Annotated in this window: 17 protein-coding genes (1 of these 17 cut by a window edge); all 17 read right to left on the bottom strand. The window is 40.3% G+C overall.

Features of this window, described 5'->3' with window-relative positions:
- Positions 1–285, bottom strand: the 5' portion of a protein-coding gene (locus tag ACWPWY_RS05400; RefSeq protein WP_454190723.1) for a hypothetical protein. 90 nt of this gene lie to the left of the window's left edge; the window shows 285 of its 375 coding nt (coding positions 1–285); it begins with the start codon at positions 283–285; its stop codon lies off the left edge, out of view.
- Between the two features lie 33 nt (positions 286–318).
- On the bottom strand, positions 319–795 hold the full coding sequence (locus ACWPWY_RS05395) for a hypothetical protein (protein ID WP_454190722.1): 477 nt from the start codon (positions 793–795) through the stop codon (positions 319–321).
- A 688-nt stretch (positions 796–1,483) separates the two neighbouring features.
- Positions 1,484–2,497 (bottom strand): NAD(P)/FAD-dependent oxidoreductase, encoded by a 1,014-nt coding sequence (locus ACWPWY_RS05390; RefSeq protein ID WP_454190721.1) that lies wholly within the window; start codon positions 2,495–2,497, stop codon positions 1,484–1,486.
- A 201-nt stretch (positions 2,498–2,698) separates the two neighbouring features.
- The gene (locus ACWPWY_RS05385; RefSeq protein ID WP_454190720.1) at positions 2,699–3,256 is read right to left on the bottom strand and encodes a GNAT family N-acetyltransferase; all 558 of its coding nucleotides are present in this window, start codon (positions 3,254–3,256) and stop codon (positions 2,699–2,701) included.
- Positions 3,257–3,268: 12 nt separating this feature from the next.
- Positions 3,269–4,024 (bottom strand): class I SAM-dependent methyltransferase, encoded by a 756-nt coding sequence (locus tag ACWPWY_RS05380; protein ID WP_454190719.1) that lies wholly within the window; start codon positions 4,022–4,024, stop codon positions 3,269–3,271.
- Positions 4,025–4,136: 112 nt separating this feature from the next.
- Complete coding sequence (locus ACWPWY_RS05375) at positions 4,137–4,631, bottom strand: N-acetyltransferase family protein (protein ID WP_454192808.1); 495 nt, start codon at positions 4,629–4,631, stop codon at positions 4,137–4,139.
- 39 nt (positions 4,632–4,670) lie between these two features.
- The gene (locus ACWPWY_RS05370; protein WP_454190718.1) at positions 4,671–5,198 is read right to left on the bottom strand and encodes a GNAT family N-acetyltransferase; all 528 of its coding nucleotides are present in this window, start codon (positions 5,196–5,198) and stop codon (positions 4,671–4,673) included.
- 211 nt (positions 5,199–5,409) lie between these two features.
- Positions 5,410–5,931 (bottom strand): AAA family ATPase, encoded by a 522-nt coding sequence (locus ACWPWY_RS05365; RefSeq protein ID WP_454190717.1) that lies wholly within the window; start codon positions 5,929–5,931, stop codon positions 5,410–5,412.
- 139 nt (positions 5,932–6,070) lie between these two features.
- Positions 6,071–7,210 (bottom strand): glycoside hydrolase family 26 protein, encoded by a 1,140-nt coding sequence (locus tag ACWPWY_RS05360; protein WP_454190716.1) that lies wholly within the window; start codon positions 7,208–7,210, stop codon positions 6,071–6,073.
- Positions 7,211–7,214: 4 nt separating this feature from the next.
- Positions 7,215–9,365, bottom strand: a complete 2,151-nt coding sequence (locus ACWPWY_RS05355; RefSeq protein WP_454190715.1) for an alpha-galactosidase — start codon at positions 9,363–9,365, stop codon at positions 7,215–7,217.
- Positions 9,366–9,515: 150 nt separating this feature from the next.
- The gene (locus tag ACWPWY_RS05350) at positions 9,516–10,946 is read right to left on the bottom strand and encodes a glycosyl hydrolase (protein ID WP_454190714.1); all 1,431 of its coding nucleotides are present in this window, start codon (positions 10,944–10,946) and stop codon (positions 9,516–9,518) included.
- A 440-nt stretch (positions 10,947–11,386) separates the two neighbouring features.
- The gene (locus ACWPWY_RS05345) at positions 11,387–11,854 is read right to left on the bottom strand and encodes a hypothetical protein (protein ID WP_454190713.1); all 468 of its coding nucleotides are present in this window, start codon (positions 11,852–11,854) and stop codon (positions 11,387–11,389) included.
- Positions 11,855–12,045: 191 nt separating this feature from the next.
- Entirely contained in the window at positions 12,046–12,927 is an 882-nt protein-coding gene (locus ACWPWY_RS05340; protein ID WP_454190712.1) for an ROK family protein, read from the bottom strand.
- Positions 12,928–12,933: 6 nt separating this feature from the next.
- Complete coding sequence (locus ACWPWY_RS05335; protein WP_454190711.1) at positions 12,934–14,430, bottom strand: glycoside hydrolase family 32 protein; 1,497 nt, start codon at positions 14,428–14,430, stop codon at positions 12,934–12,936.
- 130 nt (positions 14,431–14,560) lie between these two features.
- A complete protein-coding gene (locus ACWPWY_RS05330; protein ID WP_454190710.1) occupies positions 14,561–16,168 on the bottom strand; it encodes an ABC transporter substrate-binding protein in 1,608 nt (535 codons plus the stop codon).
- 65 nt (positions 16,169–16,233) lie between these two features.
- Positions 16,234–17,115 (bottom strand): carbohydrate ABC transporter permease, encoded by an 882-nt coding sequence (locus tag ACWPWY_RS05325; protein ID WP_454190709.1) that lies wholly within the window; start codon positions 17,113–17,115, stop codon positions 16,234–16,236.
- Between the two features lie 17 nt (positions 17,116–17,132).
- Positions 17,133–18,086, bottom strand: a complete 954-nt coding sequence (locus ACWPWY_RS05320) for an ABC transporter permease (RefSeq protein ID WP_454190708.1) — start codon at positions 18,084–18,086, stop codon at positions 17,133–17,135.
- Positions 18,087–18,167: the final 81 nt, after the last annotated feature.

Raw genomic sequence — 18,167 nt, 5'->3', positions numbered from 1 at the left:
TCCATAATAATCATATCCAACATTTATTTTGTTCTGATTGTGATTAACCTTGGGTGTAGTGGTTACTTTTAACCCTTCAGTTCTTCCAAAATAGATATCTAAACTACTATCTGATTTTGTATCTATATTAAGAGTTATATTCGCTTTTCCAACTCTAATGGAAGCCATCGTTCTATTTTCATTTAGCGTCTTTACAATCAACCACTCTGGCTTACCTGAATAGTTAACTTTAACGAAATCATCGCATTCCTGTTCTATCCTTGTTTTAAGATTATCTCTATTCAATTCCTAACAATCCCCCTTATGATTCAAATTGATTCACTCCGTCATGAAGTAGTGATTTAATTCCATATCAACACACCATCTTTGGCCAGATATTTCAGAAGCTAGGCTTCTGTGATTGCCCCAGTTTATAATATGTAAATCTTCCAAATCACTAAACGGAATGGTCCCTATATTGGATTGATTTGATGCAGGGGTATGAGAAAAAATCAGGAGCTTTTCCACTCTTGCTATTAGTTTTCTCCATTCCTCTATTGAAGGAGTATCTCCACATAAACGCCCTACATATATTTCAATATTTTTGGAGTCTTTGTTAGCCTCCCAACCCTCTTGTTTTATTCTTTGATAAAAAGTCTGCTTCGCTGCTAGTCCGATATACATCAGAACGTTTGATCCATAGACAGGATGAAAACCATAGATCTGATATATCCCATAATCCTTCGAATAATCATTCACCTTACTTAATTCTGTTAGTTTATAAGGACCTTGCCAATCCAGGTCAACTCTTTGCATGCTGCTCTCCCCCGATTAATAGATACAATATAATAATTTACACAAATTCAACTAGCAGGGTCACTTTTAACAGCAATGTATTTCTAACGATGACCATTCCTCACCTTCTTCATCGGTAAATATACCACTTGTGTGTACATACCTGTTCTAACTAGCACACAAAGAGACTTTCATCTCATATGAATCAACCCATGATTAGTCATTCTTATCTGTTAAAACACAAATGTTAGTTTACCAGTCGTTCGATCCACATCATCCCCCCCGTGATGTATGGTCCTCTCTAGTCTTAGAAACATCAATCACAATCTCATTTGCTTGTACAACGCAAGTATTGCTATCAGGAATTATCTACTTCAATTAAAAACCCTTTGATTTTTGGTGAAAAATTTTCCCCAATACAAATGAAGATGCAATTCTTAACCAATCTTGCTGATACAAAAGAAAAACTCCACCTAATTAGGTAGAGTTTTTTATAACTATAGATTTTTTGTACGATGTAACCACTATAATTTAAAACTTCAGGTACATATAACTCATCTTCAATTCGTCTTGATCTCCCCATACTTTTAGGAATAATCTATTATTAAGATACTATCATACGTCCATTGCTGACGTTAACCAAACTCTTATAAAAACGTTAACCAGTAATATTCATTTGTTTATTGCTTGCTAGATGAAATATAACTATCTATTTATTAATACTAGCAAATCGTTCGTTATGTGAAGAAACCATCGCAATCTCAGTAGCTTTAGGTTCTAGATATCGCTTCGCTGCATTTACCGCGAGAACGCTATCGGTAATCGCTGCCGCAATAAGAGGAACATGCCCATCATGTGAGACTACATTTCCAGCAGCAAAAATACCAGGCACGCTTGTTTCGCGTTTTTCATTAACGGCAACCCGGCCTTCCCTTGTTGTAAGCCCCCATGCACTCAGCGGTCCGTATTCTCCCCGCATTCCGTGATTAACAATTACCGCATCTACCCTATGAGTCTCCAATAGTCCTGTGTCCCGGTGCTTTATACTCACGGATTGAATTGACTTACTGTCTCCATGCAATTGATCTAGCTGAAATGGTGTCTTTAATATTGCACTAGATTGCTTCATACGTTTCACGCTGTGTTCCAACCCGCCAAAATGCTCTCTACGGTGAACTATGATGACTTCTTCCGCAACATTTACGAGTTCATTAGCCCAATCGACAGCGGAATCTCCTCCGCCAGAGATCAACACTTTCTTATCTCGGAAAACTTCCAGTTCCTGAACTGTGTAATATAGATTCGAAACTTCATATTGATCAATACCTTCAAATTCCAGTTTCGTTGGCTGTATAACCCCTCTTCCCATCGCAAGAATAATGGTTTTTGAATAATGAACCGTTCCAGAATCCGTTGTCAGCAGAAAGTGTTGGTCATCATCCCGCTGAATATCCACTACTTGTTGTCCTAAAAAAAGATCCGGTTTGAATACACTTGCCTGATTTCGCATCTGATTCACCAGCTCCCTAGCCATAACCGGGGGAACTCCACCTACGTCCCAGACGGTTTTCTCAGGATACAACAGCACTTGCCCTCCAAGCTCCGTTCCGACTTCAATGATCTTTGTCTTCATATCTCGCATACCGCAATACAACGCTGCATACATCCCTGCAGGTCCACCGCCAATGATCGTAACATCGTACAGGTTAAGTTCTTGTTTCATTTGATTTCCCCCTGATAACCTCATGTTTATGTATCTGGCAGTTCATCTTAGGTGAGCGTATCTTTTTGGATTCTATCCCTTCATTATATTGATATTGAAAATCATTATCAATAAGAATATAAAAAATATAGCCATATCTTTTGCTATGACCATATTTCTACTTATATAATATATGTTTATCTACTATATGATGTTTAGCTGCTAATCCTTCTGGACGGTAAACTCCATAAGCCAGCAATCTCTGTATGCTCCTTCATGCCATTCATGATCCGGTAATAATTTCACTTTCCGAAAACCTGCTATTTCATACACATGAATCGCTCTTTGATTCCACGTTTGCGGGTCCATGATAATGCGGTCAACTCCACATTCGCTAGTCAGATAACGGATCATGAACCGTAGCAACTTCGTACCAATTCCCTGATTCCAGTATGATACTTCACCAATGAATTGATCCATTCCATAGACAACTTCTCCTTGATGAGCTGATAATCCAACCTCTTCTATTTCTTCTATCTCTATTTCATAGTACTGGATATATCCAATATCCACTTCATCATACTGAATAATACAAGCATGAACCTCGTCCTTATTCTCATAAAAATGACGCTGAACAAGCTCTGCATCATGAGGACGGTCTCGGCCTTCATAATATTGAAGTACTTCCTGATCTGATAACCACTTTTCAAGAAGTCCTGCATCTTCCGGCTGTAATTTACGAATCACGACAGATGAATCTTCACTTTTCGTTATGATCATAGATTTCCTCTTCTATACCTCTCCCCAAAATACCTGAGTCTTATAATCAAAATAAACTTCGTTATTCTTCTGAGTACGATCAAATAAAGACTGCAGTTCATCTAGCATAGGTTGGTGTTTGGTATGTCCTGGGGCTGGACTATATGAAGAGGAGAGAAGTCTGCCTTTTAGCCCTTCGTAATCAAAAATTTGTCTATTCGCAAACTCTTTCAGTTGCAATGTTCCTTCCTTAAAGAATGAACCAAACTGATCAGTTGTTATATTCGTATGTTTTACCTCTTTGTAGTCCGTACCGTATTCATGTAAAAGCCGTTCATAACCAGTCAGAAATTCGCTGCCTTCCGTTAGCCTAGAATTCCATATGAGTACTGCTTTGCCTTTCGGCTTTAAAATGCGATGAAATTCAAGCTTTGCGGCCTGCTTATCAAACCAATGAAAAGATTGTGCACAAATGATAGCATCAACGGATTGATCATCGAGTCCGGTTTCTTCAGCCGGACAAGGTTGAATACGAAAGTTCGGATTATTAGACAAACGCTTCTCAGCCTTTTGACGCATTTCTGCATTGGGCTCTACAGCAATGACCTTGCTGCCTCTAGCAAGCAATAACTCGGACATAATCCCCGTACCAGCGCCAATGTCGGCAATGATACTTTTCTGACTTATCCCAACTGTATCATATAGGTAATCTACAGCCTCTACAGGATAACTAGGACGGTACTTTACATAGGTATCTACACGCTCAGAGAATCGTTCTTTTGAATCCATCAGATCGATCACGCTCCCTCTTGTTAATACAAATATCATAGCTTCATCCGGCTACTTTTGGCAAATTTTTGAATAAAAAAGACGGTACAGGAATTATTCCGGTACCGTCTTTTTATAGGTATTTTGCCATACAATATTCATCTATATATTCGCCGTCCATAAAGAGCGAGTGCATCTTTGATCCTTCTATTTTAAATCCGCTCTTCTCGTACAAACGTAAGGCAGCTATGTTATGTTTCATCACGGTAAGCTCTAAACGATGCACGCCTTTCTCCTTGCACCAATTCTCCATAGCAGAGAAAAGTTTACTACCAAGTCCCTCACCGGTATGTTCCTGTTTAATTCCTATTACTATGTAAGCCGTATGCTTCTTTCTTGCTAGTGATGAACCAACGACCGTGATTTGTCCAACGAGTTTTCCATTCTGTTCGGCAACAATAATGGTAGAGTGACCACTGCCTAACATAGAAGAAATTGCTTTCCCCTGTGCTTCAACTGTCATTTTTCTCTCCCCAGGTTCATACAACATAAACTTTGTTTCTTCATCTAATTGTTTGTTTAATCGTAAGAACGGTTCTGCATCCTGTGGAGTAATCATTCGAATCAGCATGGGTATCTCCTCCTTCTCTTCCCGAATCCCGTCTCGTTATGTTCCCGGAACACCTAGTTCCTTCACAAAATATAGAAGCAAATCATCGTTCACTTGCACCGTTTCACCTTCGGAAACTTCTCTATGTTCATACATAACTCCATTTCCGTCAGGAACATATCCCCTTTTACAGTAAATACGCTGAGCCGCACCAAATTCCTTATGTAAACCCATGCCAATTCCGATACTATCATATGCGTTGTAAGCGGCAATGCTCTCGAATTCTTCGATCAATTGGTTTCCAATCCCTCTTCGCCGAAATTCCGGAAAAATATTAACATCATTAATTTCAGGAATTCCTTGTGACTTAAAATACAGGTAATCGGATTCAAATTTCAAATGCGCACACCCCGCAAGCTTTCCTCCGTCCAAATAGACGAGCAAAGTAACCCGGAGTCCAATTCTATTATCGTGCAAGCACATTTCATAAAAAGAGTCTGGGCGCATAATTTTATGTTGTTCAAACGATTTCTTCCAACTTAGAGCCGTTTCTTCTGAATCCAGTCTTTCAATGATCATGGACATAATCAACCTCACATTTATGGAATTTAAGCACTAACATGGTTGAGAACAAGGAAGACGATATAAAAAGATTCACGAGTCATAAATTGTTAATAATTATTCATTATATTCCTTTTTCCCCTGCGAGGCTATAGAAGATATAACAATTCCGATGATATTCATGCAATGAAACAAACGATAGCTATAAGCTATCGTTTGAGATTGATCTTCTAGACTAGTTAGCACGTATTTCCAAAGGATAACGAGAACTCCAATATTTAAGCACCCATTTTCGGATGTATTTCGCACATTGCTCTGGAGAATGTTGTGAAGTATCAATGGTAGAAATAGGCGGAGTAAACGCAGAATCTGCATTTTGAATAAACCAATTAGCAAGAATTGCATGCTTTTCGATATGTCCCTCTTCTGCCCCTTTTTCCCGTAGACGTTTTGCGCGTACTTCATCATCACAATGCAGATTTATATAGTAGATATGGCTGAACCGATGTTTGATTTCACTTTTTTGTACGGCTTCAGGGGTAATGGTTCCAAACAATACAGTTCCCCGATCACTTAGAGAGATCTGATGAGCAACTTTTAACCAATGGTCGATCGTATGCTCAGGGTTTAATGCTCCCTCTAAATCCATATCAAACACATCAAATTCGGAAAGCTCACTACGCACATAAGGGATAACCGACGTTTTACCAACACAACTTGCCCCAGTCACGATAAATAACGGAGTTTTCGGCATCATTACATCTCCTCTACTTTAGAAATGATATCGCTTTCGTAAGAGTTCTAAGGCATAGAAGCCGCCTTTTTAAAAGATTACCATATCATGTAAAGGATTTAAATATGAAGATCGAAAAAATGACAAATTTCTCCTCTTTTTTCTATGATTTTGTGATATTCATCCTACTTTTGTTCATTGTTTTATCTTTTATTGTATTTATTTGGTCTGCAAATATAACATTTTTTCGTTCATAAAATCGGATGAAATCAGGTAACATCTCATGATCACCATATTCAGGATGGTTACGATACGGAACCCAAAAATGCGCAGGCGGGTTTCCCATACCCGGATTGTCATTCCTCCAAGTCATCATGTAAGTTACGTATTTAGCTTTCTCACTTGCGATAAGATGATCATGGAGCAAAGTGAACCAGTCAGGCACCGTATTACCGTCTAATTTGAGCCCATCCTCCGCATTCCAGCGCATGCCTACTTCAGTAATTGCAGCTATTTTGGATTTCGCTACCGCAAGGCTAACGACGATCTCGGCATCTTTTACTGTTTTCTTCATCCAATCACTATCATAGGTGGGTTTGTCATCGTATACATCAAAGCCCAAGATATCTACATAATCATCTCCAGGATAACGATCGAGGTACTCCTCTTCACTCGTAAAATGTCCATTGGGAGAATAGGCATATAAAAATTGATGCACACCGCAGGTATCCCTTAAGTAATGAATGGTAAAATGCCATAGCTCAGTGAACTCATCCTTCGTCGCTGAGGAAGCCCCCCACCAAAACCAAGAACCTGAATTTTCATGAAAAGGGCGATAAATGATAGGAATTGGCATCCCTTCTGAGTCAACTGCTCCTTTCGCTGCAAGTGCAGTCTGATCCAGTCGTTGCAAAAACTTGGCATGATCTTTTCCGCCTGGGAGAATATGAGCTACACAAGGAGTTACATCGTAAAAACTATTCCCAGTAGTAAAATTCGGCATATGATCTTCAAGTGTTACAATCCCGCCTTTCTTATGCAGGTCTTGAATTAGTCTTGTAAGACGGTCGGTATCAATTGTCATACTAACTCCAAAAACTGCTGGATAAGCACCTACCGAGTTATATGTATCTGAATCACCTTGCGCATTGGGAACTACTCTTTCTGTAGTGTCGTTCTGGTGACCAAATAGCATATAATCTCCCGATATATTCATTAAAAAAGCGAGCAATGATTTCGCTTCTTCTGTTGCTTGTCCATCTACATACTTTATAAGATCTTGCTGATCTGCATTATCTGACATATGCTTATCCACCCTTCTTCATGTAGAACACTTGACTTCCAAAATCACCGTGAGGAACGGGGATGGTTAATCCAACATTCATCAGAAGATCTCCACCATATATACCTTTACCTTCGATACGATAGGAAGCATTGGGGTCAAGTCCTTGCAGCTTAATAAGACTAGGAAGTGCATATGGTTCCGCAAGTACTTTAAAATAAAACAATAACGCTTCACTTTGATCAGCGGAAACAAACATCCATGATGCTTCATTCCCTTCAAACGGACTGAGCAGTCGGTATTGCTCCCCTTGCTGAACTAAACCGCGAAATCTTTTATACTGTGCAACCTGAGCTCGAACCGCTTCTTTTTCCTCTTCCGAAAACTTGGTCAAATCCAGTTCATATCCAAAATTACCTGACATCGCTACATTACCTCTCATCGAGAGTGAAGTAGATCTACCTAACTGATGATTCGGTACAGCCGAGACGTGAGCTCCAATAGCACTAGCAGGGTATACAAGACTTGTTCCATATTGGATCTTCAATCTTTCTACCGCATCCGTATTATCACTTGTCCATGTCTGCGGCATATAGTAGAGCATCCCTGGATCAAATCTACCACCACCGCTTGCGCAGCTTTCGAATAAAATATGCGGGAAGTTCGTCGTCAATTGTTCTAACAATTCATACAACCCAAGTATATATCTATGAGCAATTTCACCCTGATGTTCTGGAGAGGCCGCTGCTGAAGCAATCTCACTAAGACCCCGGTTCATATCCCATTTGATATATGAGATCGGTACACTTTTAAAAATATCGCTTAGCGCCTTATAAAGATAATCCCTTACCTCAGGCCGTGACAGATCGAGTACAAGCTGTGTTCTGGCAAGTGTTCTTCTTCTCCCTTCCGCATGGAGACACCAGTCCGGATGACTTCGATATAAATCACTGTCTGGGGATACCATCTCTGGCTCCACCCATAGACCAAACTGAAGTCCTTGCTCATTGATCTTCTCAGCTAAATCCGTTAATCCATTCGGAAGTTTGTTTCGATCTACGGTCCAATCTCCAAGTGAAGTGGTATCATCATTTCGTTTACCGAACCAGCCATCGTCCAGAACAAAGAGTTCAATGCCTAGTTCTGCTCCAGCCTTAGCAATATCTTCAATCTTGTCTGCAGTAAAATTAAAATACGTTGCTTCCCAGTTATTTACGAGGATCGGACGTTCTTTATCACGATACTTGCCTCTGGCAAGTCTAGTTCGGTAAAGCTTATGGTACGTTCTTGACATCCCGCCGAGTCCTTCGGAAGAATAAACCATGACCGCTTCTGGGGTCTGGAAAGATTCACCTGGTGAAAGTATCCAATCAAAATCAAACGGATTGATTCCCATTTGAATTCTCACTTTTCGATGAGGGTCTACTTCCGCTGATCCCATGAAGTTACCGCTATAAACCATACTAAAACCATAAACTTCTCCTGCTGTTTCATCAGTCCCTTTGCTGGCAAGTGCCATAAAAGGATTCAGTTGATGACTGCTCATACCTCGTTTGCTCTCGATCCGTGTACTTCCAGGGCCAAGAGGGCGTCTAACGATATTTGCTTCTCTAGCCCATGCACCGCTTAGATAGACAAACTCATAATCTGATACATTCATATCTACGCTCATGCTAAGTGCACGAAGTAGACGCAGCTGGTCTTTTCCTTTATGTTCATATCGAACCGATCGAGTAATCGAATCCATCTGATGAAAAACGCTGTAGCTCACATAAACGGATAACCCTGTGTAAACATCCTTAAGTTCAATTGTTAGTGTCTGGGCTTCTTCATTAGATTCGGTATATATGGCAGGAAGACCATCCAATGTAGGTTTCCCTTCTGTTATCTCATAGGAAGAGTAGACAAGTTCTGTAATCCGTGTTCCATCCGCTAACTGAACTTGATAAGCAGGTTCTCTAAAATCTCCGCTTCCATACTGCGGATATTCCTGTGGAATGAGGTCAAGATTCTGATGATTCGGCACACCTGGAACATGACTTAAATCCTGCTCATGTCTTATTTTCTTCCCCCAATATAAATGGACCAAATAACCATCGACTACTTGCATAAGATAGCTTGTCGTTTTTCCTTGCAGATGAAATCGTAAAGAGTCTTTCTCTATGTAAATCGGCATTTTCATCATGCTCCTCTCGGAATATCGTATTGTTTACATGAGTGAAGCTAAGGGAAAGCAGTATACTATTCCCCTTAGCATCAGATTTCTATTTCAAAGGAAAGGTCCTAAGTCTAGAAACCAACAACTTGGTTGGTTCCTAGACTTCCGTTATTTTTTGAATTTCTTTTTCCAATCAGGAAGTTCATCCAACGTAATCACATAGGGACTCTCATATACCTTAATAAGATGCTCCCGTTCATTCTGCAAACCATCGTTGATAAAGTTCCCGTTCCAAGTGACAAACCAGCTCCAATCTGCTCGGTAAATCTGCAGTAAATCAGGATCTGGTATAGGTCCATTCTCCGTCAGTGCAACCAGCTTGCGGTCACTAACAAGGGTCTTGAGATTTTCATACCGGTTACTGACCGGTCCATAATCGCCTGCGGCCGGGTAACTATCAATACTTACAATATCGACATACTCATCACCTGGATACCATTCTGGATTTTCGGAATTCCACACCCAGATGAGATTGCTTAATTTGTGTACATTTGTAAAACGATCATACATGATCCGGTACAGTTCTTTAGCAGGCTCAGGGCCTTTAGCTCCCCACCAGAACCAGCCGCCTTCTGCTTCATGCAGAGGTCTCCAAAGAACAGGTACTTTCGCTTTCTCAAGTCGTTTCAATTCCTTCGCAATGACATCCATATCCCGAAGTAAAAGCTTGTAATCTTCTGAGTTTTTGTTAGCTAAAGCATACTCGAGATCAAAAGTAGTGGCATCCGTATAGAAACCTCTCCACCATTCTTTTCCCGGTACATCAATCAAATCTTTAGGCGCGTTCCAGTGCCAGGCAAAAGTAACAATTCCGCCTTCTTGATCCCACTGAATGGCATGCTCAACATCGGAAGAAGTCGTGCCTCTTTCTACGCGAGAAGGGGAATAATCCATGAGATCAAGTCCCAAAACGGCAGGTTTCTTACCAATATTTTCTGCAATCCAATTCGCGTCCGCTAAAGTCTGTTGACCTGATAAGATATGATTTCCATATTCGGATTTCAAGTAGTTATAGAGTGCTTTTGCTTCTTTGGAAGCCTTTGAATGAACAAGTTCCTTATTAATATTATGCGGCGGTGGACTAGATGCTTTTTCTAACCGAATGTTGTCGATAAAATACCATCCCCAATTCGATAGAAAGCTGATATGGTTTGTTCCTTCTTGTAGAAGGATTTTACCTGACTGACCTTGAGTGAATTCTGCATTTTGTCTTAGTGTCACTTCACCTTGCGGTTTATCATTGATTATGAGTGATGTGTTCTTATCACCATAAGGAGAGGAGTATCCGATCTCGAGATTATATAAAGCCGTCTCTGGAACAGAAACCTCAAATGTCAGTTTATCTTCTGCTAGATCAAAACCACCCACATAACCAGTGCCAGAATATCCCTCGATTTCAGTTAAGACTTCAACACCAGATAGAACCGCATCTTCTGCTTCATAAATAATTGGTGCAGCTGTAAGCTTAGATTCATTAGCCGGAATCAATACGATCATCATAGACAACACAAGGAAAAGAACTAAAGGTTTTCGTTTCATATATTCCCTCCTGAGTACGATTGGATGAATCAGCCTACTTTCAAGCATTGCCATGAAGCGCTTTCAATCAATACCGCAACACCTCCTCTCAAAACTAACTGCATTAGAGATTTGTTTTACCGATTGCAGGTTTAACTAAAGAACAATTAAATCAAACATTAATAGCATAACTATTATATTTTAGTTATTTTTATAAATAACAATTAATTTAATTATTAATAATTGTTATTCTTTATTTTATAAAGTCACATAGAGTAGATAATCTTATTACGACTGATTATAAAGCATTACTCCCCGTTTTCCTATCTTTTTCCTAAAATAATCCAACAAATCGACGATTCACACATTGAATAGTTTATTTGTGAAAATCGATAATAACAAAATAACAAAACAATAACAAAAAAAGAAGAAGGACTGAAGACTTTTCATCTTCAGCCCTTCTATTTTAATTTCAGTTCCTTTATTTTTTGATATAAAGCTTTTTCTAAAAGTGGATTCGCAGATAGATTCATATACGATTGAGGCGGAGTAAAATGATATCCTCCCTTTAGTAACTCTAATGACAAGGGTGTAAATTCCGTAAAAGAAAGGATTGGGATAGCATATCCCGTATTCAGTCCCTTAAAATACTCCTTCAAACTCTCTCCGGTCCCTGGATTTAGGTCTTCCGAAATGGATACCAACGTAGATATTTCCTCATGATCTGGCTTACCAAACTCGATAAAAGCTTTTATTTGTTTGATGGGAGATGATACATAAATAAAGGCGCCAACAGGCTCTTTTATAAATCTTCGACGAAATTCTATCTTCTTGTGGCCGCTTCGTATCTCCTCGTAAGGTCCGGGCTGAAGACTTAAAACAATCGTTCTCTGTGGTAAATCAAGTGAAAGGAGCAACTGTTCATGCATGTTTTCATTCATCCCTTTCGTTCTATTATCAAGTTATTTCGGTAATATAGTGACAATCCCTTCTATTGTAATAAGGAAATTTGTTTTAATCTTCTCACTCGTTTCTGAATAAACAGGAAAAGAGCTGCCATAATAGCAACTCCTCCTCACTTTCATCTTCCTATATGGTTTGAAATCACTCATTTTTGTCTTTAAATCTGATTTTCTCGTGCTGAAAGTCCGAGGGCCAGCGCACCGCATAATCCCGCCTGTTGCCCTAGACCTGGTGAAACAATATAATCATCGATGTGTTCCAAAATATCGCTTGAGCTCACATAACCGTTCAGGTTCTGGAGCACAGCCTGCCGAATGAGCGGAAACAACTGCGACTGTTGCATTACACCACCACCCAGAATAATTTTCTGAGGAGAGTTTAGTAAGATGGCACCCGTAATCGACTGAGCTATATAAAATGCTTCTATTTCCCATGCCTTATGATCCTCTGGAAGTTCATGCCCTTTCTGCCCCCATCTTGCTTCAATAGCAGGGCCTGCGGCCATTCCTTCTAGACAATCTCCATGATAAGGGCACACCCCTGCGAAATGATCGTCAGGATGACGCCTCGTAAGAACATGTCCCCCTTCTGGATGAACAAGCCCATGAATGAGATTACCTTCTAAATACACACCAACACCTACACCTGTGCCGACGGTATAATACAAGCAACTGGATAATCCCTTAGCAGCTCCCCACTTTGCCTCACCATATGCTGCCGCATTGACATCCGTGTCCCAACCAAAGGGAACAGAGAAAGCTTCCTTCAAAGTGCTGAGCATATTGTAATTCCCCCAACCCGGCTTAGGTGTTGTTGTAACATAACCATATGTCGGGCTGTCTAGACGGATATCAATCGGACCGAACGATCCAATTCCAATGGCTTCTACTTGTTTGTCTTGAAAATACTGAATTACTTTTGGCAATGTTAGATCCGGATGTTCCGTTGGAAAACTAATTTGATCTTCAATTTTTCCATTTTCATCCCCAATGCCACACACAAATTTCGTTCCACCAGCTTCAATCGCTCCTATACGCATATAAAATTAAACCTCCCGCTGGCTACTTCTTGTTTTATCAGAAAAGGGATTTAACTTATAGATATCAACTGAAATGATCAAGTCATCCTCATGATCTGCAAACACGGCAAGACCCGTAGATTTACGCTCAGGGAAAATAAGATCTGTAATAACCGCTTGACCTCCATTACCGAACACCTCAACTGAAGAGGAATCTACAAAAATGTGAAGATCATTCGATTCACCTAGGGCTTCTAATTTTGCAGAATGGTACCCAGGGAAATATTCATGGAAATCATGCTGGCCTGAAATCATCCGATCTACATATAATTCTTCCGTCTTTGCATTAATACCGATAATGGTTTGTTTATCTGCCCCTACTCTTACATTGAAACCTACAGACTTATCTCGAGAAAATGCAGATTTGATCTCATATGATTCCAGATGAAGCTCAGCAAGAGAAGTATTGAGTTCTCTTACAGATATATTCTGTAATGAAAGGACAGGGATTCGGGCCGCTTCCAGCTCTTTTACTGGCTTCTGGACAAGAAAGATTCTGCCTCCTCGTGATTCTAGGTAAAGTTCCCTAGCTATGGTCATCGCACCGCGAAAAAATTCAGTTGGCGTTTGATTCGCATACATCCAGTTACTCATCCAGCCGATAAAAATACGTCTTCCGTCTTCAGCTGGAACATCTGACCAGCTTACCCCCGCATAATTATCTCGCCCATAATCGATCCAACGAGTTGAAAGAGAATCATCATCCGGCGTGAAAACTTCTCCATCAAAGTCACCTGTAAAATACTGCGTTCTTGAACCTTCTACAAAAGCAGGATCAGCACCAATACTCACCAGCATCACCCATTTTGATTTCGATTTGTCACCATCTATTGCAAGCGGGAACAAATCCGGACACTCCCATACACCATCGTGCGAACCAATTCCTTCGCCAAACTCGCTGGCAAACGTCCAATTGATTAAATTTGAGGAATGATATAGGCACACCGTTTGTCCACAAGCGATGATCATTATCCATTTACTTGTCTCCTTGTTCCAGAACACTTTCGGATCACGAAAATCAATGAATCTACCATCTTCTAGTACCGGGTTCCCTTCATACTTTGTCCAGGTTCTTCCCTTATCTTTACTATAAGCTAGACTTTGACGCTGAATGGCTTGTTCACCCTCCGGCATTTCCAAATGATGTGTAAAGATGGCAACAAGTCCTGGCTGATCGCCAAAAAATCCAGTTGTATTGTTCCAATCCACAACAGCACTTCCTGAGAAAATCATTCCCAGTTCATCTGGCGCGAGCGCAATAGGAAGCTCTTCCCAGGTAATAAGATCTTTGCTGACTGCATGTCCCCAATGCATAGGGCCCCAAGTCATCCCGTCCGGATGATGCTGATAGAACAAATGATACTCCCCTTCAAAATAAACCATACCGTTTGGATCGTTCATCCAGTTTTCCTTTGGTGAAAAATGATAGAGACCTCGGTAATTTTGTTTCGCAATCGTAGACATCTTCGTTTATCTCCTTTACTCCTATAATTAGGTCCTGGTTCATGGACTATCTCTCTACTAATAGAAGAAGGTCGTGTACAGCAGTGTGGCTGCTTGAAACACGGCCTTCACCGTTTTATTTTCGAATTATTTATTTTGTTGCTCTGTCATAGCCGCTTTGCTTGATTTGTAGCCATTCTTGCAAACCAAGACGATCCAGTTCTTTCAGGTATTCATCCCACTGCGCGTCAATTTTACCGTTTTGGTACCACTCAGAACGCAATCGAAGCACATAGGCGAAAAGGTCTGCTTCAATAGTCGAAAGACGATCAAGCTCTTCAATGGAATTAAATACACTTGGCATTACATTCTCTGCTTTCATATTTGGTGCCATGACGTTCTTGATCATATCCATTCTGCCTTTCGCATCATCTGGCATGGTTGTGTATTTACCATAATAGGAATCAAGTACGGCAAGTGGTCCACCAATACTTGTTTTCTCACGCAGTTCAACAGGAGCTGCGCCATCTAGTGGTAAGTGCTTCAGCATACCCTTTGTTTCATCAAATTCAAAGATATTCTGCCCTGAGTCATCTCCAAAAGTGCCCCAGTTATTCTGTACGGATTGCAACGGGTCATATAGCTGATCAACCCATTTCGCTGTCGTTTCCAAGTTTTTATTGGCACTAGTAATAACCATTTTACCTCTGCCGAGACCAAGAGCATTTGTTCTAGTTACGTTAACTTCCCCGTCAGGTCCCGCAAGTGGTGGCATGACATCGTAAGTATCGTTTGCTCCCGTAATGTTAGCCTTATCCCAAGAGAAGTACAATCCATATCTCTGATCCTTCCCTTTTGCAAGGTAAGTACTCCAGTCTTGCGTGTATGCTTCGATATCGATAAGTCCTTCTTTATATAGTTCATTAATAAATGAAACCGCTTCTTTATAATCTTCTTGTGCCGCTGTAAATATCACTTTGCCATCATCACTAACAACTGCATGGTCAGGATTCTCCCCGAGTCCGAAAGAGGCAAAGAGGAATACCAAATCTTCGGGTCCTGGCTTGTTAATAAAGGACAAAGGAATTTCATCTGCTTTACCATTGCCATTCGGATCTTTAGTCTTGAATGCTATCAACACTTCTTTTAATTCTTCTGTAGTTTTAGGCATATCAAGGCCTAGCTTATTAAGCCACTCCACATTGATCCAAGGCATACTGTCTACAGCCTGAATTCTTTCTTTACCGTTACCCAACTCTTCAATCCAAGGGAATGAATAGATGTTGCCGTCTGGAGCCGTAATCATACTCTTGTATTCAGGTGCCTCTTCCAGCACTTTTTTAAAGTTTGGCATATTGTTCTCGATCAGATCATTTAGCGGAATGATGGCACCGTCTTTTGCAAGTTTGAGCAACTCATAATCACTGTAATCTGCATTGAAAATAGCATCAGGAAGATCACCACTGGCTACAGCCAAGTTTCTTTTTTCAACAAATACATCAGTCGTGAAATTCTTCCAATTAATATGAACATTCGTCTTTTCTTCGAGACGTTTATTGAGCAGTTTCTCGTTCGGATCAGCTGGCGCGATTGCGGAGCTTTGCGTAATAAAGTTAAGAGTCACTTTACCATTGGGGTCCTGCTCTTCACTCGCTGCGCTTCCTCCTCCACCACCACAGGCAGTCAGGAACATTAGAGAAGCAAGAACAGAAGCGGAAGCTACTTTTGTTGAAACTCTTGATTTTTTATTTTTTTTCATCGGATATGACCTCCACAAATTTGGGTATGAATGACTTATCTTTATCCATCCATTAAGACTGCTACCTATTTAAGGGAACCAACCATAACACCTTTTTCAAAGTACTTCTGAAAGAAGGGGTACATAATGATAAGCGGCAAACTAGAAACTACAATGGCAGCATACTTAATAATTTCAGATAATCGTTTCATTTCTGCCATAGCAAGTTGATCACTGATCATACCCGGATCTACTTGATTCTGAATTAAAATGGAACGCAGTACGAGTTGCAGGGGTTGTAGTTTCGGATTATCCAAATAGATCATTGCGTCAAAGTAGGAATTCCACTGTCCAACAAAGGCATATAGGGCAAGCACAAAAATAATTGGTTTAGAAAGCGGCAGTACAATACTGAAGAATATTCGCATCTCTGACGCTCCATCCACATTCGCAGCTTCCTTCAATTCATTTGGCACACCTTTGAAGAATGTTCTGGAGAGAATAATGTTCCATACACTCACTGCCCCCGGAATAATGACTGCCCAAACTGTATCAAGCAATCCTAGGTTCTTAACGAGAAGATAAGTTGGTATCAAGCCTCCGCCAAAAAACATAGTAATGATGAATAATGTCATGAAAAACCCTTTCCCTTTCAACTTGTCATCGGACAAGGCGTACCCTGCGCAAATCGAGACAAGAACGGTAAGGAAGGCGAATGAAACGGAGTATAAAACAGCGTTTCCAAAACCGCGAATCATGGCTGGATTAGAAAGAATTTTCTGATACCCTTCTATAGACCAGTCAGAGAATTTGAAGGATAAACCTTGACTAAGCAACACCGAGGGATCCATAAAAGAAGCGACTACAACATAGACCAAAGGAAGAATAATGATAAGTACGGAAAACGTTAGAAATATGGCATTCAGTACAAGAATAAAGCGATCGAGTCCGGAATGTTTAATAGCCATAATTTGTTGCTCCTTTCTTAGTAAAGACCATCACCATCATTAAGTTTCTTTACGATAAAGTTAACCGTAATGAGCAAGATGACATTAATGAGTGAGTTAAACAATCCTACAGCAGCTGAGTAAGCATAGTCACCGGATTGCAAACCGATTTTGTAAACATAAGTTGGTATGATCTCAGATGTTGGCAAGTTCATTGCTGTCTGCATCAAATAGGCTTTCTCGAATCCAATAGACATGATGCCACCGGCTGCAAGGATGAACACAATTGCCATTATCGGGCGAATCGTCGGCAGATCGATATGACGTATTCTTTGAAGAAGATTAGCACCATCAAGATTGGCTGCATTATGTAACTCGGGATCGACATTAGCGAGAGCTGCTACATATATAATGGAAGCCCAACCCGCTCCGGTCCAAATATCCGAAAGTATATAGATCCAGCGGAAGTACTCAGGACGAGACATGAACATAATGGGTTCACCGGTAATCCAGCTAAAGAGTTGATTAATCGGCCCGGTTGGAGACAAGAAAATAAATAACATCCCGACCACGACGACGACGGATATAAAGTTAGGGGCGTATAAGAACAATTGAATGTTTTTTTTGATTCCTGCTCGGCGAATCTGATTCAACATCAGAGCAAGTAAGATCGGTATAGGAAAACTTAGAATCAAACCGAAAAAACTTAATTTAAGCGTATTCATAAAAATCAATTCGAAATTGGGAGAAGAAAGAAATTTCTCGAAATTATAAAGTCCCACCCATTCACTTCCCATTATCCCTTTGATTGGGCTGAAGTCTTTAAAGGCGATGATTGCAACGTACATAGGACCATATTTAAAAATAAGGGTCAGAATCACAGCTGGTGCGAGCAATATATAAAGAAAGTAATGTTTCTTTATATATTCAAGCAATGAGCCCTTTCGTCTGGACACCACGGGGCTTCGTTTGACTTCTAATGAGTTATGCAATGCCTTACCTCCGTTCATATCATTTCGTATTTTACATTTGCAAAGTGTCGAAGTATCATTATGTCCACTTCCACTCTTTTA

The organism is Paenibacillus sp. Marseille-Q7038, assembly GCF_965111595.1.
The sequence above is the reverse complement of the archived record's forward strand: the minus strand, read 5'-3'. Positions and strand labels throughout refer to the sequence as shown.